Genomic DNA, 21,717 nt, shown 5'->3' on the forward strand with positions numbered 1-21,717 from the left:
TCAAGAGAATAAAGGACATAGTATAATAGGCGATATGAGTGGCAGTGATTACCGTGTATTTTGGGAAGAAATTGTTAATGAGTTAAAAAATGAGATAGGTGAAGAAGAGGTTGCAATGTGGTTCTCCCGCATTGTGTATGAGCGTTCTTCAGATACAGTGATTTTTTTATCGGTACCAACTGCATTTTACCGAGATAAGGTGCAGGTTCGGTACCAAATGCTCATAGAAAAAAAACTTTTAGAGCTGCTTGGGTCTCCCATCCGTATTGAGTTTGAAATTAAAGCTCCGCCGCCGCAAAGCTCCGAAGCGGTGCCGCCACGTACAGAGGTTATCTCTCCTACTCCCGCGGTACAAACGAGAGTGCAGCCTGTGGTAAAACATACACACACCAATCCTGCGGCGGAGACAGCGCTGCATACTCAACAGCGGACTGCTGCTGCTCCGCGGGAAAAAGAGAAGCATCCCCTGCTCAATGACCGGTATACCTTTGAAAAGTTTGTTATTGATGTTGATAACCCCTTACCGGCAAATGCCGCGATCGCAGTTTCAAAAAATCCGGGGACGGCCTATAATCCGCTGCTCATTTACGGCGGTGTCGGACTGGGGAAGACGCATCTTATGCAGGCAATCGGGAACGCTCTGTACCGGAATACTAATCTTAAAATTCTCTATGCGCCGGCGGAAACCTTTACCAATGAGTATATAGAACACGTAAACAAAAATAAGATGAATGAATTTAAAAATAAATACCGCAAGGCTGATGTCTTATTGCTCGATGATATTCACTTTTTGGAGAAAAAAGAAGGTACGCAGGAAGAACTGTTCCATACCTTTAACGCCTTGTACGAAAGCAACAAACAGATTGTATTTACCTGCGACCGTCCGGTGGAAGAGCTGAAAAACCTGACTGACCGGTTGCGTTCCCGCTTTACCCGAGGTTTGAGTATTGATCTCAAAATTCCTTCGTATGAAACACGGTGCGCCATCCTATTCAAAAAGCTGCAAGATGAGCATATTGCTATTCCCGATGAGGTTGTGCATTTAATAGCGCGGAATATTTCTTCCAATATCCGTGATTTAGAGAGCGCATTAACAAAATTGGAAGCATACTCGGAGCTAACCGGTCCTATCACTTTTGAAATTGCACAGCGTCTGCTGCAGGATACCTTCGGTTCTCCTCGTCAGCATAATATTTCGGTTGATGCCATTTTGAAAACTGTTGCCGACTATTTTAATATCTCATATATTGATCTCAAAGGGAAAAAACGGACAAAAAATATTTCCTTTCCACGGCAAGTTGCCATGTATTTAGCACGGGAGATGACAGAATTATCTACAACGGAAATCGGTGTAGAGCTTGGCGGCAGGGATCACACAACCGTTATGCACGGGCAGCAAAAAATTGAAACCCAACTTGCTATCGAGCCTGCCCTGGCGGTAACCATTGCTGAACTGAAAAAACGGATAACAAACGCAAATAAATAAGCATTGGTAGCTCTCTCATTTAGGCTACCGGAACTTGTAAAAAGTCTGTATGTCTGTAGACAGTAGGGTGTTTTCTGCTCGGTGTACAATCAACAACCCCGGCGCGGCTTATGAGCATTAACCCTCCGCCAAATCAAGACAATCACTTCTATGCTGTATAATTACTGTTATTAGAGCAGAAAATATTTGGCAGAATCATAACTTTGTGCTATACTGATAGTGTATGACTTACGCTTCTTTGTCGGCAACGCTTTCGAGTCCTCGTAGAGCTAAAGATGGAACCATTTCAGCCGATATTGTTGTGTTTGATAAGGATGAACACGCAGTTATCGACAAAATTCTACAAAGTTTACAAGCTTATGCGCCCGGGGTCCTTGGTAATATTGCCGATTGTATTACTACATTAGAACAGCTTGCTATGGCTGTTTCCCGTTATCCCTCTATCCAGCAAAGTACTGTACTTGCAGGAGAGCAGCGTTCTGAGGAAACGCTGATCGAAACACTGTGCAGTAGTGCGCCGGATTCCCGATTGCTTACCCTACCTACAAAGGTTATCTTGGGTAAAAGTTTTCTTATTGCGAAGTTCCAGACATTTACCGCGCTTACTAAAATTGCGATGAACGCATACTTTGAAGAAAGTGATATTCAATCGTTACGCCGCATTACACTTCGTGCGATGTTTGCACTAATGGCGGAAGACGTATACACAACACTGTTGGATAATGGCGAACTTGAGTATGATATCCGGAAAAATATTGCGAGCTTGCTTACAGAATTATGGGAGCATAGGCTTGATGAGTACTCATCTTCCTTTGCCGGGGTGTTACATAAAGTCTGGACAGCGCGGAATAAGCTGGCACCTAATTTCGGTACTATGCTAGGGGTGAGCGAGCTATTTTTGCTGTCTATGGAACTCGATGAATCGTGGGAACGTTTTATGATTGCCAAAATGGCAGACCCGGAGATTGGGCAGGCTCTGGAAGAGTTCCTATTCGGGATAACCACAGAGAAGATCAACTATATTAGAACCGTATTACAGGAGCGAAAACTTTCTGCGCTTAGCAGAGAAGAAGCGTATCAATTAGTAGGCGTAACGAATGATCTTCCGCCTGATGATCCCCGCACTTTTTATACTTCTTTTATTGAGCGGAAAAATTCAGCAGAGTCCCGGCGGCGTTTGCAGGTTGCAGGACCAAAGCGGACGTTGGAAGACCTCTATATTCAGTTTATTTTTGAAAGTCAGCAAACACAATAGTTGATCAGTAGAGATGGTGTCGGTAAGGTTGCCGCAGCAGGGCAGCCGGTTACTACCTATCGTACGTGCAGCGCTGTTTCTCGCTGCTGCACTACCCTACCGATGATCGCCGGTTTACCGCACACGGTTGGCTCCAGTACGGTACAGAGTTCTTGCAATAGCGCTTGGGCGTCATGCTCTGCAACGGAGATAATGAGTCCTCCCGACGTTTGCGGGTCAAACAAAATATCCTGTATGGCTCGCGGAGTTTCGCCACAGTCAACATTCGTACCAACAAAAGCTCTGTTTGAATAGGCTCCGGCAGGTACAAAGCCCATTTCAGCGTATTCAATAGCGGACTCAAAGATGGGTATATCCTTGTATGAGAGTTCAATGCTTAATCCGCTTCCCTTTGCCATTTCATACAGATGTCCCAGCAAGCCGAATCCGGTTATATCGGTACAAGCATGTACTGCATATTTTGTCATAATGGTACAGGCTGCAGCATTGAGGAATGCCATAACGCGGTATACCGTTTCCAGTTCATCTTGGCTCACCATATCAGCTTTTGCAGCAGTGGTTAAAATACCGCTGCCGATTGGTTTTGTGAGAATAAGCACATCGCCTATCCGGCAGCCGGAGTTTTTTAGGATGTTATCAGGGTGCACAAAACCAGTTACCGCTAAACCGTACTTAGGAATGCTGTCGTAAATGGTATGCCCGCCGCAGATGATAGCTCCTGCTTCAAACACTTTGTCAGCACCGCCCCGCAATATCTCTTTTACAATATGCTCCGGCATTTTTTCGGAAATGCAAAAAAGGTTGAGCGCTAATTTCGGTATTCCGCCCATTGCATAGATATCGCTTAGGGCATTTGCCGCTGCAATTTGCCCAAACATATAAGGGTCATCCGCAATGGCGGGGAAAAAGTCGGCAGTGAAGATCATGGCTGTGTCGTTGTTGATCTTATACACAGCAGCATCGTCAGATGTATCAAACCCGACCAATAAACGGGGATCAGTACAAATGTGAAAACTTTTGAGTAAACCGTCAAGTGCACCCGCACTTAATTTTGCCCCTCACCCCGAATGCGTGGAGGACTTTATCAAGCTAAAATCTGTATCGGGAATAGTACAGCTCATTGCTCTCGTACTTAAAACGACACCTTAGGAGCGGTTGCTGCCTGTTCGTCTGCTTTAAAGTAGGATTTTTCCCGGAAACCGAACATGTTGGCAAGCATTGCTTGCGGGAATCGGCGGGTGAGCAAGTTATAGGCTTGTACTGCTTCGTTAAAGCGTTTTCGTTCTACGGCAATACGGTTTTCGGTACCTTCAAGCTGACTTTGCAAATCCCGGAAGTTTTCATTTGCCTTGAGTTCCGGGTAATTTTCCGCTACGGAAATGAGCCGCTGCAGTGCTCCGCCTAATTCACTTTGAACTTTTTGGAATTTTTCAAAGGATTCAGGGTTATTGAGGACTTCATCCGATACATTGATAACACCGCCTGCTTTAGAGCGCATTTCTGCAATTTCTGTAAAGACCTTTTCTTCATGGGATGCATACCCTTTTACGGTATTGACTAAATTAGGGATAAGATCAAACCGGCGTTGATAGACATTTTCAACTTGACTCCATGCCGCTTTTACCCCTTCATCGACCGTAACCATTGAATTATATGAGCTGCTGACACAGCCGTACAGCGAAAAAATAATCAGTACAATAATTCCAAGAACAATCAGTCCTGTTTTTAAGCCCTTACTCATTGGCTATACTCCTCCAGTGCAGCAGAAGCGTTGCTGCGTGCATAAAGCATATTCAACCTGCTTGAAAACTTCCGTTTCTGAACAGGTTACCTTTGATTATAATTACTAAGTAATATACTGTAATATACTAAAATTGATACGAGAAAAAAAGAGCTGCCGACATTATTTATCGAACTATACATGTTTGATATACATACCTGCAAGCTGGGAACCCCTAAAAATCTAACTGAATTTTTAGAGATGCCCATATCTTTAGGTATGCTCGGGAGGCGGCGGGTTAATCCAATACCAATACTGCCGGTTTATTCTGACAAATGTGATAAACTTTATACCGATCCGTATTGCTAAATATGCAATTTGTAAAGACTGAATCAACAAGGTATAAGCCGGAAGCAAAAAGAATAACACGAATGAAAGAGGAACGATAATATCCGGCAAGCATTCACGGCGCTCAAGATTTGTTGCCGCCAAAAGCGAAGCAAGGAAAAATACATTATAGCAACTTACTACAAGCGTGATATATACCATATTATGCTTCCCATAGAGATATGCAGCTGTATAGGTAATAGTCAAAGATAGTACAAAATGTGCAATTAAGCGAAATGAAATCTCCTGTGTACGGATAAGCGAGTGAATCGCAGAGATAGCCGTTCCTGTCATAATCGTGATAATCAGACCTTCTCCGCCCGTTATATCTAAGAAAAGAACGGTGTCTGCTGCAGTATGAATCGGCGGTATCGACATAAGCCACGAAGTTAAACCGATAGCAAGGATTCCTTCACTGGTACTTAATTTTCCAAAGCACATTACCCGCCGCTTATACCGTTCCCAAAAACTTCCGATTTGCCCTGCATATAAATTGAAAAAGCCTATTGTGATAATAGCGGGTTTTGTTACCTGAAAAGAAATCATCAAAATACCCATTAAAAGACCGGTTACAAAACAGTCTAAAAAATGGTCAAAATATTCACCAAGCGGAGAGCCGGTACCGGTTCTCCGGGCTTGTTTACCGTCAGCACAATCACCGACAAGATAGGCTAATGTTAAAAGTGGAATAAGCCGCCAAAAATCATACCGATGAGCCCAATAACCGCGTACAGCGATAGCAAAGGCAATAACAATGAAACTGAAAGAAATGAGCGTAATAAAATTCGCTGGTAAACGGTACGGTAGAATCTTTACAAAAGGATCAACAAAGTATTTATATAACACCGGTGTTAATAGCGATTCGTCATTTGCGCTATATGAATATTTTTTAGCCATGGAAAACTCCGCGTAAGTGATTAGTGCTTCCCGTATAATGCTGCCCCCACTCGTTATGTTGTACTGTTTGCATTATACGGGGAAATAGTGCTTACGCTCTGGTGTAATTCTTTATTTCGGTTCTGATACGGTTTGCAAGTTCTGCACGGGGAATGCGTACTTGTTCCATCGAATCGCGGAAGCGGAGGGTTACCGTTCCATCTTCTTTGCTGTCATAGTCAACGGTAACACAGAAGGGGGTTCCCGCCTCATCTTGGCGGCGGTAGCGCTTTCCGATTGCTCCTGATTGGTCGTAGTCTGTCCGGAAGTCTTCACGCAGTTCAGCTTGAATTTCCTGTGCCAATTCTGCAAGACCGTCTTTTTTCATCAACGGCAGCACCGCTACGGTAATCGGTGCAATAACCGGATGGAAATGCAGTACAGTTCGCCAGTCATCATCATTGCCTTTATCGGCAACTTTTTGCTCTTCGTAGGCATCGCAGAGGAACATCAAGAGATTGCGGGTTAAACCGGCGGATGTTTCGATAATATACGGAATATACCGCTCGTTGCCGTTATCTTGATCGATATACTGCATATCCTTACCGGAATATTCGGTATGGCGGGTTAGGTCAAAATTCGTCCGATTGTGTACGCCTTCAAGCTCTTTAAAGCCCATCGGGAATTCGTATTCTATATCGTAGGCATCTTTTGCATAGTGAGCAAGCTCATCCGGCCCATGCTGATGCCAGCGCAGCTTCTCCATCCGTACACCGTGCTTTTTGTAGAATGCCCACCGCTGTTCACGCCAGTAGTTAAACCACTCGTCATCGGTACCGGGCTTTACAAAAAACTGCATTTCCATCTGCTCAAATTCGCAAGTACGGAATATAAAGTTCTTGGTTACGATTTCATTGCGGAATGCCTTACCGATCTGTGCAATACCGAAGGGGATTTTCATACGGTTGGACTGTGCAACGTTTTTATAATTTACATAGATTCCCTGTGCGGTTTCGGGGCGCAAATAGATGAGATTACTGTTATCATCTGTTGGTCCAATATGAGTTTTAAACATCAAGTTGAACTTCCGTACATCGGTGAGTTCGCCGCCGCAGTCGGGGCATTCTTTTTTCGTTAACTTATCCTGATCTATCTGGTCAGCGCGGAAACGAGCTTTACACTTTTTGCAGTCAACTAATGGATCGGTAAAGTTTTCCACATGCCCGGAAGCCTCCCACACACGCGGGTGCATCAAAATTGCCGCATCGATGCCGACAATCGAGTTATGCAGCTGGGTCATCTCTTTCCACCACGCACGGGCAATGTTGTTTTTTAATTCAATCCCGAGCGGACCGTAATCCCATGCTCCGTTCTGTCCTCCGTAAATTTCCGAAGACTGAAATACAAAGCCGCGCCTTTTGCACAGGCTGACAATTTTTTCCATTGAAATTGCGTGATCTTCCATACTGTAAACTCCTCTTTTGGTTATTAAACGCATTCACCGGAACAGCGATTGCACAAGTTCCGGTTTTCGATATGTCCGCTGCAGCGTGCAGAGATAACCACCGTACCTACGCGAACCGTTCTTTTATCGTTTTTTCGATCCGTGCGATAGAACGGTCAATTCCCAATATCTGGATGGAACCGATAAGCGGCGGACTAATACGGCTGCCGGTAACCGCCATACGCATGGGCATCATAAAATCACCGAGCTTAACGCCCATTGCCTCTGCTTCTGCACGGAACACCTCGCTTGCCGCGTGTTCATCCATAGTTGCAATAGAAGGCAGTACAGTCTTTGCCTTCTCCAGCACAACCCGTGTTTTTTCCGCATCCAGCTTTTTGGGGATAATCTCTTCCGCAGGCGGAACAGCAGGTTCTTCAAAGAGGAACCGTACCATCTGCGGAGCCTCTGTGAGAAAGTGCAGCCGCTCTTTGATAAGCGGCATCACCTTCATCAGGGTCGCTCTTTGCTCATCAGTAGGTTTGAGCAAGGTTTGGTCAGCGAAACGTAAGCCGGCAGCTTCCCGCGCAGCTTGATCTTGCTCACCGAATATTCCGGAATTTGCGATGAAGGGCCAGGTCAGATCAAAGAGTTCTTCATCGGTTTTGAGCCGCATATACTGTCCATTAAACCATTCGAGCTTTTTATAATCGAAAATTGCCGGAGCCTTGTTAATGTGCTCAGGATTAAAGCGCTCTCCCAGTTCTTTGAGTGAGAACATATCGCGTCCATCTTCATAAGAGCAGCCGAGCATGGCGACATAGTTGATGATCGCTTCTTTTAAGTAACCGTTGTTGCGGAACTCATTACAACTGGTTGCCCCATGCCGCTTTGACAGTTTATGCCCATCGTTCCCCATAACCATCGGTAAATGGCAAAAATTCGGATGCTCCCATCCAAAAGCCTTATACATAATAACGTGCATAGGGGTGGAAGGAATCCATTCCTGTGCACGCATAACATGGGTAATTTTCATGAGATGATCATCAACGATATTAGCAAGGTGATAGGTAGGGAAGCCGTCGCTTTTGAGCAAAATGGGATCAGGGTTAATGTCTTCATTTTTCCACTCGATAGTACCAAGCAGCACATCCTTGAAAACCGTTGTACCTTCCAGCGGAACTTTAAGGCGGATAACATAAGGCTTTCCCGCTGCGATATTTGCATCAATTTCTTCTTGGGTTAAATCACGGCAGTGGCGATCGTAGCCCGGGGGCATTTTGTTCATGTTTTGTATTTTTCTAATCCGCTCAAGCCGTTCTTCATCACAAAAACAATAATACGCATGACCGCTTTTCACCAGCTTATCTGCATACTCACGGTATATGTCTGACCGCTGAGACTGAATATAGGGACCATACTCACCGCCGCGGGGGCCGCCTTCATCCCAGTCAAGCCCAAGCCAGTCGAGCGTGTCGTACAGGTTTGTTTCATATTCAGCGGCATAGCGGGTCTGATCGGTATCTTCAATACGCAAAATGAATTTTCCACCAGTAGCGCGGGAAAACAGATAATTGAATAATGCAGTGCGTACTCCGCCAATGTGCTGTAATCCTGTCGGAGAAGGTGCATAACGGCTTCGCGTTTCCATATTTTGCTCCTAACTATTTGTAAAAAAGTATCGCTATAAGAAAGTTCTTAATGTTATTTTACAAAACATTATTATAGAAAGTTTTATTTTTTTACGCAAGGGTAGGGGAATCTGACTGATTGGCTGTATGTGTATCGCAGGAAAGGCTCCTGCTTCCGAATCTGCTTTTGCGCTATCTTCTTTCCTCATCCCATATCTTGTGCCGCAGAGCCGTGGTTTTTAAGTACTTCCGTTTTCCACTCTTTAATTGTGCGTGAGTGTTCATCGAATGAACTGCCGATAAGCACGATCTTCTTGCTATCTGCCTTATACTGTTCCGCATAACGGTGCTCTTTTATCTGGTTCAGGGCATCTTCCGCACTATCGTTATCGGAAAGCTTAAACTCGAATATGTACACAGTATCAGCCGTTTTGACTACACAATCTGCACGCCCCTTGGCATCGTCAAAACTATACATCCGTGTATAGTTTTGACTGCGAGTTTCGGCACCGCCGAAACATCGCTGCTGTGTGGAACCACCGCCATCCGTGGCGGCACTGCCATAGCAGTGGACTTCCGTTTGCGCAAACTGACCCATCAGCGAAAAAACGAGATACACTGCCGTCTGGTAGTTCTGCTCCCTCAGTTTCAAGTTTTGTTCGGTGAAGGTGTCATACGAAATACTGGAAATAATCGACTTCAGCCGCTCCATAAACTCGTCCACATTCCCCTTACGGATGTCCTGTATAAACCGTCCTATCCATACCCCGGTTTGACCGAACGGTACGTCAGAGTATGCCGGTAAAAGATTATGTAAAAAGCCGTATCTCACTTCATTATTCGGAAAGCCCAGCCGATACAGCCGCAGATCGCTGATATATTCCTTGATCGTTAAATACCCCGCTTGAAACAGAATCGGGAAGGCATCCTGTGCCACCGCGCGATAGGTTTGCAGTCCTTCTTCGTCTAACTCAACATTGCCATCTAAATCAGGGATATAATAGTGTGCTTCTTTTAAGAAGTTGACGAGGAAAGTCGGCGTTCCCGTGCCGAACCAGTAGCTTTTGATCTCTTTATCATCCAAGACATTAAGAAGACTATACGGATTATACATCCCTTCCCCGGCTGGGTGAAAGAGATACCCGTCATACCACTGTTTTAAGGCTGCAAGCGCCTCAGCATAATCTAATCCTTGCTTTTGCGCTAATGCTTGTATCTCCGGCTGAAAATTTATTTCAAGCTCTTTTTGACTGATGCCGCACATACCGGCGTACGATTCATGCAGACTAATATCTTTGAGATTATTCAAATCGCTGAAAATACTGATCTTACTGAACTTGGTTACTCCCGTTAAAAATGCAAACCGGATGTATTGATCACAGGTTTTAATGACAGAGTAAAACGCTTTGAGTGTATTACGGTAGTGTTCGTTCAGTTCTTCGTTCACACCCATCGTTTGCAGAAGCGGCTTATCGTATTCATCTACAAGGATGACGACCTGTTTTCCCGTTTGCTGATAGGCAGCCTTTATCAGCCGTTCAAAGCGTGAGGCAAAAAACGGCTTTTCCTCTTTTGCAACGAGTATACTATAGAGGCTTTCTTGCTCCTTTAATAAAGAATCGAGCCGTTCGCTCAATGCCTCGCTTTCAAGATACTGTCCGATATTAAAATCCAAATAAAACACCGGGTATTCCAGCCATGCTGTTCGCTGCTCTTGTACAGCCTGTTCTTCTTCCGCTTGTTCAAGGTACAACCCTTTGAACAGCTCTTTTTGACCGAGAAAATAGGCAGCGAGGGTTGAAAGAAACAAGCTCTTGCCAAATCTACGCGGGCGACTTAAGAAATACACCTTACTATTATTGACTAATCGCGAAAGATACGCCGTTTTATCAACATAGAGAAAATTTTTTTCCCTCAAATCTTTAAAACTTTGGATGCCGATCGGTAGTTTGCGTGGTGCGTTCATACCCGTAGTATAGCAAGATTATTGCAGTAAGCCTATCCTTGCGCTTCCACTTCAAACTGCTTTGCATCAATTCTTGCAAACACTCGCAGAATCGTGTCGCTACTGGGTATGCCATTTTCCAGTTTCAGATATTTTCTAAGAGTTTGTTCTTAAAAATGCATCATCAAATTTATTTCGAAATTCTTCTAAAATCTCTTCAAATCTGACAAAGCCGGAAGCCTTCATATTACGTGCAAAGTTTATACTTTTTTCAGTACCGACGATTGCACTCCAATAATATTGAATAATTTTTTCCGCATTTAATTTTGACATTCGCTGTCTCGTGATTCGAGCTCAAGCTTTTAAATCTTTAGGTGCATTTGCTGAAGTCAAAATCGGTTGAAACACTTTGTCATCTAAAAATGCTAGGATTTCTTCTTCTTTTGTCATCTGCCCCTCCAAAAATCGATTACAGGGCATCTCTAAAAACTCAAGTATAGATTTTTAGAAGATGCCGCATTAGCAAAGCTGATAACGAGTATTTTTGATAAGTCTTTACATTGTTATGACCGTAAAAACCGTCACGGAAAACTATAATTGGAACTTGCCTACTTCTTGTACCACTTGTGTAATAGTTTCGGTGTTTTTTTGTGCTACTGTATGCACATTTTGTATTGCTTGGTTTATATTTGCCGCATTGCCGGTCATTTCGTTCATTTTTTCTGCAATATCAGCTGTTAAGGTATTCAGCTTCTTCATCTCTTCCGCTGTATGAGTACCATTAGTAAACATTTCTCCAGCTTTTATTTTAATGTCCTTTGTAACACCGTTCATATCGGCAATAGCAGTAATAATTTTTTTGCTTCCGCTTTCCTGCTGCTTCATGGCTTCCAGAATACGGACTTCGTGCCCGGAAATTTTATCCACAAGCTCATACACTTGCCCAAATGTTTTTTCGGTTATGGTTTCAGCATCGGCTAACTTTTGGATAATTTGCAAGGATTCTTTAATTACCGCAGCAATTTTCTTTCCTTGTACATTTGACTCTTCTGCTAATTTCCTAATTTCATCTGCAACAACCGCAAAACCTTTACCTGATTCCCCGGCATGCGCAGCTTCTATTGCCGCATTCATTGCCAAGAGGTTGGTTTGGCTTGCCACATTTTGAATAACCTCACCAGCTTCCAAAAGATCTCCTGATTTTTTTGCTATTTCTTCTGCTGCCTCATTGGCAATTTTTGCTCCAGCTCTCCCTTGAACAGTCAGTGTATGTGCATTTTGTATAAGCGCATTACTTTCCTCAAGCATTTGAGTAACCAAGCGCACATTCGTTATCATCGATTCAATAGAACCGGAAGAATTTGTTACTATACCGGATTGAATGCCAACACAGCTCTCCAACAGATGAGCAGTCTCAATAATTGTATTTACCGTTTCGCCGGTTTTTATAATACTTTCAGCCTGATTCATTAATTGCTGCTTTAAGTTATCAATATTGTCTGTAATACAATCTGCATCCCCGGCTGTTTTATGCATTGAGTCTTTAAGACCGGCATCCCGTTCCATTAAATATGCAAGAGTTTGATCTATTGTCTCTATTACAGCATTATTCGCATTCTGTTTTGCACGCAAAAGCGATTCATCTTCTTGCAGTTGCGCTACATGCTCTTGTTTACCAAGATCTGCAATCAACAATAAAACTACAGCAGTAATCACAGCATTCAGAATAAGGTGCGGAAAGAGAAATGCTTTAAACATTATGGAAGAAGCCTCTGCAAAAGGTTTTTCTCCAAGAATAGGAACAAGTACCATCGTGTGAACAATTTCCCAAAAGCCAGCAAAAACGGAAAACAACAATATCGTTTTAAACGTTAAAGTAACCCGCCCATATTTACGCTTTAATATATATACAATACCGGCACATACCACTCCTGCAACAAAGGTTGCCACTGAACAGCCGAGCGCTGTCCATCCGCCTAATGTATACCGGTAAATACTGCCGACAAGCCCCACAACAATTCCCGATACCGGACCAATTACTACCGTTGCGATAACTGCAATACCGGTTCTCAGATTAAGCACAGCAGCTCCTATCTTAATGCCTAAGACAGAGGTCAATATATTTAAAACTGAAAAAACAGCAGTAAGCCCTATTGCAGCGATAAATTCCGCTTGTGTTTTATTATGATATACCATCGCAGCTTTTATCGGTTTAATTTTAAATAAAAAATAAAGCAGCATAAAAAACAATGAAATATTTGAAATAAGCGAAAAACCAGCTGTCACATTCATCTTCATACCTCCTATGATACAATGGTTTTTATTTTTTGGGCAGCGCCGTTTGCAAAGCGCTCTTGGCTCGCCTCATCAAAGTGCATAAAATCAATGGAGTTCGCTTTGACAAAATCGTTTGCATTGAGGTGTGCAACATGTAATTCATCCGCAAAGGCTTTATAATACTGATCCAGTAAAAACGATTTTTCGCTGCATTCTTTCCCCATTACAGCAGCAGTATCTGTGTTATAGATTTGAGGATCGATATTGATCGGCGTAACAATCAAAACATTCTTAATACCGAGAAATTGCACTTGTAGCACCAGTCGCCGCATTCCTTCCGCAATATTCTGGGCAGTTGCGCCAAAATAGCCCTTACAATCATTGGTTCCAAGCATAATCATCACAAGATCAATCGGATTATGACTGTTAATGATCGGCTCTATCATCCATAATCCGTTCAGTCCATAAGAGAGAGGGTCATCAAACACCGTTGTCCGCCCGCATAAGCCTTCGTCGATAACACGATAATCTGCACCTAAAAACTCCGCTAAGCGGGTTGTCCATCGTACAGCATAGGGGAACCTTCCGCCGGAAACAGCATCATACCCCCATGTATTAGAATCGCCATAACAAAGAATGGTTTTCATCTCCGTTCTCCTTCTCTTACCATCTTAGCCTTTTACAGCTCCCATCGAAAGCTTGCTCCGCTGATTAAATCCAGCAAGACTTTTTCATGCAATGTTATACAGGGAAAGTCTACACAATCAACTTTTGCAGCCGCAAAGCTAACTGACAATGCAAACAGGCTGAGCATAAATACTAATTTTTTTATAGTATTCTTCCCTAAAAATAGTATACCCCTTCTTTCGGCTGCTGTCTATTTTAAAAATCAGCTTTAAAAATAAGCGGATTACTGACCAACCTGCTACGGTGTAAAGCGGATGCTTTGCCAAAATCCCGTATAAGTTTCCAGATTTTCCCCTAAATCTTGTTTGAGAACGCAATCTTTTAAATCATTCACGGTATAATGAGGCTGCCGCGTCTGATATTTTTCCGCCTCCGTATGAATCGACGCAGGGAAACCGAACTCATCAAGAAACTGAGCATACACTGCCGGTTCAAGCATAAAATTGATAAACGCATGAGCAAGATCAGGGTTCGGCGCACCTTTCGGAATACAAAAACTGTCGATATAGAGGGCGGAATGCACCCCCTTAGGAATAAAAAAATCTACATATTGCAGCTGATCTTCCTGCAATTCTGCAAATACCGATTCAGCATATCCATGCACTGCCAAAAAATCACCCGATGCAAATGATTTTGCAAAGCCATCCGCATCAAACTTCACTAAATTCGGCTTCCATTTCTCTTGTACAAGCCGGTATGCGTGTTCAAGCTCTACCGGATTCGCCGTATTAATATCATAACCGGACACGGCAAGGGCTGCTCCCAGTACCTCCCGCATATCATCCATCATTGTCATACGGTTTTTAAGGTCTTCCCGCTCAAAAATATGCCAATTTTGTTCGTAATCGGGAATTTCTTTCGTATTGACTGCAATACCGGCAGCACCCATGTAATAAGGAACAGAAAAAGCCATAGCAGGATCATAGCCTATCCTATCCCGCACACTCTGCCGTATATACCGGATATTTGGAATCTTGCTGACATCGATATGCTCAAGCATATTCAGTTTTATCATAATAGAAACATAATCTGCAGAGGGCACAATAAGGTCATATCCTTTTGAACCTGCCATCAACTTTGCAAACATATCCTCATTGGAGGCAAAATCGTCATAAACAACTTTAACGTGATACTTCTCTTCAAAAGCTTTAATCACGGAATCAGGCGTATAATATGTCCAATTATAAAGATGAAGCACTTGTTCCGATTTTTTACTGCAAGCAGAAAACGCAATCGCGCCTCCAAAAATGAGCACACTCCACAGCATACCGGCGGAAAGAGACTTATAAAATCGATTCATAACTATCCTCACACAATAAGATGATGGTCTATACGGACATATATTGGGGAAACTCTAAAAACTCAGGTATAGTTTTTAGAGTTTCCCCAAAATGCAACAGCTCGCAAAGCTGGGTACGCTTGTCGATGGCACGTAAGGTTTAACGGAGTAATGACGTAAAGACCATTTCCGTTACCTCTTGTTAAAAACTAAGCAAAAATATAAGCTATGATTGTAACATATCTATTTTAGTGATGGCAAGTAAGAAAGAAAAAACAGATGGAGTTTATTTTATTACCTGAAATGGTCGACGGTCTTATTTTTGCAATGGAAAATCAAAATACGCGCTTCCTCTTTGATGCAGGTACCGGATGCTGTATTCCGGATGAGTGTAAAAGCGATGACGAAGAAGACCGCTACTATGATATACCGAGGTGGGACCCCGCGCACGGATTCCATATTATGGAACAGTTTACTACGCAGGTACATAATCCGCTGCTGCGGGAAGCACTCCGGGAGGCATTGAGTCAGCGGAAAGGGGTGTTCCGCCGGTATAAAGAGGTATTGCGGACAGCGCCAGCGATTGAACAGGAGTGGTATCGATTTAAAGATAACCGGATGAAGGCAGCTGTGTACGAGTGGTATAATGAGCTGCGGACGATGTGGGGGCTTGAAAAAATATGTTTTGAAGAAGAAACGGAACCTCAGCTGTTATTGCAAGATTTTATATTTACAGAACAACCGGCTATGACGCTGGATAGCGCTGTGCTACAAAATTTTATCAGTGCCGCGGCACACTATGACACTTCTGCCGATGAAAGGAGTCGAGGCACAGAGGCAACTCTGATGGAAGCAAGCATGCTGCTCGGAAAGGCATGGCTCTTGTATATTGATACCAACCTCGAAACGGAGGAAATGGGAGATAATAAGACAGAGCAAGATAATACAGTTATCCTGAGTGCCTATACGAATGATGAACTGTGTGCCGTATGCGTCATTACCGAGCTGCACGGCAGCCCCTCCTTGTGCATTCCATTTTTACGGGTTATCCCTGAATATCGCGGTTTAGGGCTAGGGAAAGAACTGCTGCAGCGGGCGCTGGACTATGCTGAGCAGCATGAAGCACAATCGTTGCTTTTTTCCGATTTCTGCACCCCTCCTCATTTTATTGCTCAGCTGGAACGGCAGGGGTTCAGCCAACAAGGGCTCTTCTATATATATGAAGGAAGATTTTCAGCCGCTAAATGATTTAAGAGAAGGGCAGAAATAACCATTGGCTTTAAAGATTCAGGATCATATTGATTTCGTCCCGATAACTGCCGTCCTTTAGTTTATACGCATTTGGCAGCCGTCCCCATTCCATGAATCCGAACCGCTCATAGAGCTTTTGTGCTCTCAAATTATCGGCATAGACACCGAGTTCAATTTGATCAAAGCCGTGCTCTTTTGCGAAAGATAGAATCTCCCGTATGAGCAGGCTTCCGATACCAAGCCCCCAATACTTTTGTTTTACTGAAATGCCGAAATGACCGCGATGTTTTGTCTTTAGATACTCAGCGATAGGAGCAATACCGCACGTACCGGCAATCTCCCCGTCTATTAAAGCCATCAAGAATAATTTATTCGATGAATCCTCCCAGTTTTTTAAGATACCTATCTCTTCGTCCTCCGTCAGTGTAACTTCTTCGGGATAACGCAGCATAAAATAGGTTTCTGTATTGCTGATTCGCAAAAAGTCGATGATTGCAGCGGCATCAGATACAGCAGCACTTCGTAGTGTACATACGCGGTGATCCTTCAAAGGACATTCTTTTTCAGCAGATGTCATATACAACTCCTCGATTCCATCTCATCCTATCTCAGTTTTTCGTCCCTTTGCAGCATTAATAAGGCAATAACAATAAATACTTCACATAGCAGGATCGATTTTTCCGCGTAGTATTTGATTGTAATAAATCCTACCGCCACACCGATACCAAAGCTAGTGATGATAAGCAAATACTTAAAAAACGAATGTAAGTACTGCACGTCTTTTATTGCACAGTATTTTGCAAGATGTATCATACTGCTTTTTAAGTTGCCGGTGATCATCGTTGTAGCGATAGGATTTCCATCAACCTTATCAAAGTTGGCTACTTGCAGCGCTGCAATAAAAGAAATAACGGAATTGACAAAATCATGCTGAAAATAAGTCCCAATCAATCCGATTGCCGCAAGCACAGTTAGTTCAAAAAGCAGTACCACAGTCATTCGCGTATAATTTTTAATATATTGTGTGTTTTTTAGAAATTCTGAAATAAAAATACCAAGCGCAAATGTAACAATGGGTATGATATATTTAAGTGATTTATGCAGTTCCCGATTAGCAACGGAGATAAACAAGAGTACAAGATTACCGGTTTGGGCATTTGCAAAGACCTTCCCTTTCAATAGATACGAGTAAGCGTCCAAAAAGCCTCCTACCAAGGAGAGACATACACCGATAACAATAGTGTCATGGAGTTTTTCCTCGTGTACCAGCTGAGAATTCATACTCATCCCGATTATCCTTGAGCTATCCGCCAGTCATTGCTAGTTCTTGTTTGCTCATCAAACGAACTGCCAATCAGTACAATCTTCTTCCCGCTTGCCTGATACCGGGCGGCATAGCGTTTTTCTTGTATCTGTGCAAGTGCGTCTTCCACGCTGCCGGTGCCCTTGAGTTTAAACTCGAAGATATAGATGGTATCACTTGTCCACACGACACAATCGGAGCGTCTGTCAAAACTATACATCCGTGTATAGTTTTGACTACGAGTTTCGGCGGAGCCTAAATATCGCTGCTGCGTGGAACAACCGCCATCCATGGCGGTACTGTAGCAATGCACCTTCGTCTGTACAAACTGCCCCATCAGCGAAAAAATCAGATGCATAGGGATAGTATAGCAAATTTTTCTTATTAAGCCTATCTTTGGTTTTCTTTGTTCGTACCGTATATCGTGATATTGATATTTTAAGCTGTGCCGGTATTCCGGTGTATACGGTGCAGGGGACAGGCGGCGGAATTTTTATTGACGAAACATACACCATCAATAAATCGATTGTAACACAAGAAGAGCAGGATAAAATTCTGCTCGCCCTGCAATGTTTATCGCCTGTTGACGCGATACATAACGAATCGATTTTAAACCGGTTGTCTGCTGTCTTTCAGCGTCATGCCGATTGGGTTAAGGTTGATTATTCCCGCTGGGACAACAAAAACGACACGTCCATTTTCGATACGGTTAAACAAGCCATCTTGGAATGCCGTGCGCTCCGCATTGAATATCTCAGTTCCTATGGAGAAAAAACTGAGCGTACGATTTATCCGCTTCGCCTTTTTTTTAAATCCAAGGCGTGGTACCTTGAAAGTTTGTGTACCGACAAAAATGATTATCGGCTTTTCCGGTTAAACCGTATGCTTTCCGTTATGCAGACGGTAAGCACATTTAAACGTACAGAATTGCTCAACAAGCTACCTGACCGTACAGACTATTCCGATGACCTGACGCTTACGAACATAAAATTAAAATGCACCACCGGAATCGCCTATCGGTTTTATGATGAATTTCCTCCCGATCTTATCACACAAAATACCGACGACTCGTGCACGCTTTCGGTATGCCTTCCGATCGATCATTGGCTGTACGGATTTATTTTGCCGCTCGGTACTGAGGTAGAAATTCTTGAACCGGAAACCCTAAAAAAAGGAATAATCGATTTCGCTGAAAAAATAGCGGCGCACCATAAAAAAGTTTAAATGTTTTTTCAAACCTGACATACTGTAGCTTTCTATGGTACAATAGGGCATCTTACTATCCTAAAGGAGTCACAATAACCTATGCCACGACCTACCACCAAAGCCGATTTAATCCAAGCCGCAAATGACCAATTCGCAAAGCTGTGGACGTTAATCGGCGAAATGTCTGACGAAGAAAAGAGCGCCGATATTGTTCCGAACGAACGCGATAAAAACGTACGGGATGTTTTAGTTCACCTCTATGAATGGCACTGTCTTTTGCTGAATTGGATACAGACAAACACAAATGGGAAACCTTCACCGTTTTTGCCGGCGCCCTATAATTGGAAAACCTATCCTCAGATGAATGTTGCATTTTGGGAAAAACATCAAAGCACATCATATACCGATGCGGAAACAATGCTCAAAAAAACGCATAAAGAGGTGATGGCGCTTATCGAAACATTTTCTAACGAAGACCTTTTTTCCAAAGGCGTTTTCAATTGGACAGGAACAACGACGCTCGGCAGCTACTGTGTATCTGCAACTTCGAGTCATTATGATTGGGCAATGAAGGATATTAAAAAAGCCTTGAAAAAATATAGAGCACGATAGTGTAAACACTGCCGAATTACCTGTGTTTAATCTTTCATAGACAATACGGCTTTATTGTGGTACTATCATACCATAGAGGGATAGTTATGCCGCAAATAGTTCCGATACGTGATTTAAAGAATACTGCAAATATTTCCGCCTTGTGCCATGAAAGCAACGAACCTATTTTTATAACAAAAAACGGTTACGGCGATATGGTGATTATGAGTATGGAAACATTTGAAAGAAACGCCTTTTTTTATCGTCTGTATGATAGTCTGCATGCAGCGGAACAAGATGTACAAGAAGGCCGTGTTACCAATATTGATGATGCAGTGGCAGAGCTAAAATCCAAGTATGGTTTATAAAGTCAGAGTAACCGATAAAGCAAAGGGCAGCACTGTTCAATAGTGATAGTTTATTTTTGCCTGTAGATAATTTTTATATACTTTTTCCATCGTTTCCAAATCTATAACATTTAAATAAAAATTGACTATTGGGGAGGATCGCCAGTCACCTTTATCTTCTCCCATACCAATATAGACGAGATAGTGCTTGTTTTCTTTTTCGACAGTATAAAATCCCCATTTACTTTCATCGAAATAGTGCACATTTTTACTGTTCCCGATGATTTCTATTTTATAGTTTGAAGGCAGATAACCGACAGAGGTTAAATATAATTTTCCTATGATAGTTTTATTATCACATGGTATTCTGATTTCCCAGGGATGATCCTCCTTATATCCCAAAAACGAATAATCGAAGTTTGCCAATTCTTCTATCCGTTTCTCGGATATCCACTTTTTATCTTCTTCAGATAATGCATACGAATACGAAACGCTAACCGAATCTTGTTTTTTCCAAGCTTTATTATTCAGTTCCAATAACGCATAACCGATTAAACGCTTATTGTCATAGTTTGTTATTATCTCAATAAAATGTGTTTTTCCGTTTGTGGTAACGGGAATTACCAGCCTATAATCGCTCTCAAAATATATGGTATATTTTTTACTATGAAAATCATAGGTATAAATCGTTAAATATGGAAACCGCCCGCTTCCTGATATTTGCATCATTGCGAATGTTTTTCCTTGTAACCCATCAAGAAATATCCGTTCACAATAGAAATTTTCATGTTTTGTATGACTTAAGCAATCTTCGCTGAAAGTTTCACGTGCCATGATGGTATTCTCAACCGTATTCATGTTTAATTCATGTTCATAAAAATCATATTTTTTCAGGTTGTGTATAATCTTTTCAAGATTTTTTATATTCTGCTGGAAACCGGTTTGCGCATATACCGGTATGAATATGCATAAAACGACAAGTACGATAACATTTTTTCTTTTCATCATTTTAATATAACATCATTTGCATTTATTGTATATAAATCGATGAGCTTGATGAACCTTACTAATGGGTATGTGCTGCGCTTTTTCTGAGGCTATGCTATACTGAGGTCATGCACTTCGTACAAGCGAAAGGAATTTTATCAGCTAAAAATGGAATGAACTTATATCGCGGCTGTACGCATGGCTGTATCTATTGCGACTCGCGCAGTGCGTGTTATCATATAAATCACAGCTTTGAAGATATAGAAATAAAGGAAAATGCAATAGAGCTGCTCACAGATGCCTTGCAGCGGAAGCGCAATAAGTGCATGATCGGTACCGGCTCTATGACCGATCCATATATGCCGCTGGAAGAAAAACTCGGTATGACGCGGAAAGCGATAGAGACCGTCCACCGCTACGGTTTCGGTTTTACCGTAATAACAAAATCCCCGCTTATATTGCGCGACCTCGAACTTTTACAGGCGATAAACACCAAAGCAAAATGCGTTGTACAAATGACGCTGACCACCTATGATGATAGTTTATGTAAAATACTTGAGCCGAATGTTGCCGTTACCAGTGAACGGTTTGCCGTGCTTAAAACATTGCACGACGCAGGTATTCCCACCGTTGTGTGGCTTACGCCTATTCTTCCCTTCATCAATGATACGGTGGAAAATCTTGAAGGTATTTTACAGTATTGCATCGAAGCAAAAGTACGCGGCATCATCTGTTTCGGCATGGGCTTAACGCTCAGAGACGGCAACCGCGAATATTTTTATAAAAAACTTGATGCAGCGTTTCTGGGCTTAAAAGAAAAATACATCCAGCGTTATGGTACTCGCTATTCCGTTATGAGTCCGCACAATACACGCCTTATGAATATCTTCCACGCACGCTGCAAAGAAAACGGCATAGAAACCAACCCTGATGTCATATTTTCATATTTAAACTCTTTTGATACAATCACCGGAAAGCAGAATGCGCAACTGGAATTGTTTTAACCGGGGCATACTACAGCGTTTCTAAATAAGTCTTTATATTT

The 21,717-nt window shown here is 42.6% G+C and carries 21 protein-coding genes and 1 pseudogene; 7 read left to right on the forward strand and 15 right to left on the reverse strand.

The genetic code is table 11. The features are described 5' to 3' along the window. The first annotated feature begins 34 nt into the window (after positions 1-34). Together dnaA and ACTTJ8_RS00320 are read left to right on the forward strand one after the other, a co-directional pair. Complete coding sequence (gene dnaA, locus ACTTJ8_RS00315) at positions 35-1,486, forward strand: chromosomal replication initiator protein DnaA (protein WP_442720006.1); 1,452 nt, start codon at positions 35-37, stop codon at positions 1,484-1,486. A gap of 223 nt (positions 1,487-1,709) precedes the next feature. After that, positions 1,710-2,741 (forward strand): hypothetical protein, encoded by a 1,032-nt coding sequence (locus ACTTJ8_RS00320; protein ID WP_442715265.1) that lies wholly within the window; start codon positions 1,710-1,712, stop codon positions 2,739-2,741. A gap of 56 nt (positions 2,742-2,797) precedes the next feature. Here the strand turns inward: ACTTJ8_RS00320 and selD are convergent, their stop codons facing one another. The 11 genes from selD to ACTTJ8_RS00375 all read right to left on the reverse strand — a co-directional run bounded on the left by selD (position 2,798) and on the right by ACTTJ8_RS00375 (position 15,008). After that, positions 2,798-3,862 carry a selenide, water dikinase SelD gene (selD, locus tag ACTTJ8_RS00325; RefSeq protein WP_442715266.1) on the reverse strand — a complete coding sequence of 355 codons (1,065 nt, stop codon included), beginning with the start codon at positions 3,860-3,862 and terminating at the stop codon, positions 2,798-2,800. Positions 3,863-3,873: 11 nt separating this feature from the next. Next, complete coding sequence (locus ACTTJ8_RS00330) at positions 3,874-4,482, reverse strand: LemA family protein (protein ID WP_442718517.1); 609 nt, start codon at positions 4,480-4,482, stop codon at positions 3,874-3,876. 252 nt (positions 4,483-4,734) lie between these two features. Further along, entirely contained in the window at positions 4,735-5,745 is a 1,011-nt protein-coding gene (locus ACTTJ8_RS00335) for a CDP-alcohol phosphatidyltransferase family protein (protein ID WP_442720007.1), read from the reverse strand. 91 nt (positions 5,746-5,836) lie between these two features. After that, positions 5,837-7,189: a glycine--tRNA ligase gene (locus ACTTJ8_RS00340; RefSeq protein ID WP_442715269.1), complete on the reverse strand. Its 1,353-nt coding sequence runs from the start codon at positions 7,187-7,189 to the stop codon at positions 5,837-5,839. 106 nt (positions 7,190-7,295) lie between these two features. Continuing rightward, positions 7,296-8,819, reverse strand: a complete 1,524-nt coding sequence (gene gltX / locus ACTTJ8_RS00345; protein WP_442715270.1) for a glutamate--tRNA ligase — start codon at positions 8,817-8,819, stop codon at positions 7,296-7,298. A 185-nt stretch (positions 8,820-9,004) separates the two neighbouring features. Continuing rightward, positions 9,005-10,765: an ATP-binding protein gene (locus ACTTJ8_RS00350; protein ID WP_442720008.1), complete on the reverse strand. Its 1,761-nt coding sequence runs from the start codon at positions 10,763-10,765 to the stop codon at positions 9,005-9,007. Between the two features lie 32 nt (positions 10,766-10,797). Further along, positions 10,798-10,893, reverse strand: a complete 96-nt coding sequence (locus tag ACTTJ8_RS00355; RefSeq protein WP_442715296.1) for a transposase family protein — start codon at positions 10,891-10,893, stop codon at positions 10,798-10,800. A gap of 7 nt (positions 10,894-10,900) precedes the next feature. Beyond that, a complete protein-coding gene (locus ACTTJ8_RS00360) occupies positions 10,901-11,077 on the reverse strand; it encodes a hypothetical protein (protein WP_442715272.1) in 177 nt (58 codons plus the stop codon). A gap of 258 nt (positions 11,078-11,335) precedes the next feature. Continuing rightward, positions 11,336-13,036 (reverse strand): methyl-accepting chemotaxis protein, encoded by a 1,701-nt coding sequence (locus tag ACTTJ8_RS00365; protein ID WP_442718522.1) that lies wholly within the window; start codon positions 13,034-13,036, stop codon positions 11,336-11,338. 11 nt (positions 13,037-13,047) lie between these two features. After that, positions 13,048-13,668: a GDSL-type esterase/lipase family protein gene (locus ACTTJ8_RS00370; RefSeq protein ID WP_442718523.1), complete on the reverse strand. Its 621-nt coding sequence runs from the start codon at positions 13,666-13,668 to the stop codon at positions 13,048-13,050. Between the two features lie 278 nt (positions 13,669-13,946). Next, positions 13,947-15,008: an extracellular solute-binding protein gene (locus ACTTJ8_RS00375; protein ID WP_442720009.1), complete on the reverse strand. Its 1,062-nt coding sequence runs from the start codon at positions 15,006-15,008 to the stop codon at positions 13,947-13,949. Between the two features lie 258 nt (positions 15,009-15,266). Here ACTTJ8_RS00375 and ACTTJ8_RS00380 point away from each other — a divergent pair, with 258 nt between their 5' ends. After that, positions 15,267-16,235, forward strand: coding sequence for a GNAT family N-acetyltransferase (locus ACTTJ8_RS00380; protein ID WP_442720010.1), 969 nt, complete (start codon positions 15,267-15,269; stop codon positions 16,233-16,235). Positions 16,236-16,266: 31 nt separating this feature from the next. Here ACTTJ8_RS00380 and ACTTJ8_RS00385 read toward each other — a convergent pair whose 3' ends face one another. From ACTTJ8_RS00385 to ACTTJ8_RS00395, 3 genes and pseudogenes are all read right to left on the reverse strand, one after another. Further along, a complete protein-coding gene (locus ACTTJ8_RS00385) occupies positions 16,267-16,815 on the reverse strand; it encodes a GNAT family N-acetyltransferase (protein ID WP_442720011.1) in 549 nt (182 codons plus the stop codon). Positions 16,816-16,841: 26 nt separating this feature from the next. Then, positions 16,842-17,519 (reverse strand): YoaK family protein, encoded by a 678-nt coding sequence (locus ACTTJ8_RS00390; RefSeq protein WP_442720012.1) that lies wholly within the window; start codon positions 17,517-17,519, stop codon positions 16,842-16,844. An 11-nt stretch (positions 17,520-17,530) separates the two neighbouring features. Next, a pseudogene (locus ACTTJ8_RS00395) lies at positions 17,531-17,743 on the reverse strand (PD-(D/E)XK nuclease domain-containing protein); the annotation flags it as partial. A 194-nt stretch (positions 17,744-17,937) separates the two neighbouring features. On the opposite strand from ACTTJ8_RS00395, the gene ACTTJ8_RS00400 reads away from it, so the two are divergent. From ACTTJ8_RS00400 to ACTTJ8_RS00410, 3 genes are all read left to right on the forward strand, one after another. Continuing rightward, positions 17,938-18,765 (forward strand): helix-turn-helix transcriptional regulator, encoded by an 828-nt coding sequence (locus ACTTJ8_RS00400; protein ID WP_442720013.1) that lies wholly within the window; start codon positions 17,938-17,940, stop codon positions 18,763-18,765. 81 nt (positions 18,766-18,846) lie between these two features. Then, positions 18,847-19,359 (forward strand): ClbS/DfsB family four-helix bundle protein, encoded by a 513-nt coding sequence (locus ACTTJ8_RS00405; RefSeq protein ID WP_442720014.1) that lies wholly within the window; start codon positions 18,847-18,849, stop codon positions 19,357-19,359. Between the two features lie 86 nt (positions 19,360-19,445). Continuing rightward, positions 19,446-19,706: a type II toxin-antitoxin system Phd/YefM family antitoxin gene (locus tag ACTTJ8_RS00410; protein ID WP_487248071.1), complete on the forward strand. Its 261-nt coding sequence runs from the start codon at positions 19,446-19,448 to the stop codon at positions 19,704-19,706. Between the two features lie 36 nt (positions 19,707-19,742). On the opposite strand, the gene ACTTJ8_RS00415 is transcribed toward ACTTJ8_RS00410, so the two are convergent. Further along, positions 19,743-20,693, reverse strand: a complete 951-nt coding sequence (locus tag ACTTJ8_RS00415) for a hypothetical protein (protein ID WP_442720015.1) — start codon at positions 20,691-20,693, stop codon at positions 19,743-19,745. A 107-nt stretch (positions 20,694-20,800) separates the two neighbouring features. Between ACTTJ8_RS00415 and ACTTJ8_RS00420 the strand changes: the two genes are divergently transcribed. Further along, on the forward strand, positions 20,801-21,676 hold the full coding sequence (locus ACTTJ8_RS00420) for an SPL family radical SAM protein (protein ID WP_442720016.1): 876 nt from the start codon (positions 20,801-20,803) through the stop codon (positions 21,674-21,676). Positions 21,677-21,717 lie beyond the last annotated feature (41 nt).

The sequence above is a fragment of the Treponema sp. genome, assembly GCF_052169735.1.
Classification (GTDB): Bacteria; Spirochaetota; Spirochaetia; order Treponematales; family Treponemataceae; genus Treponema.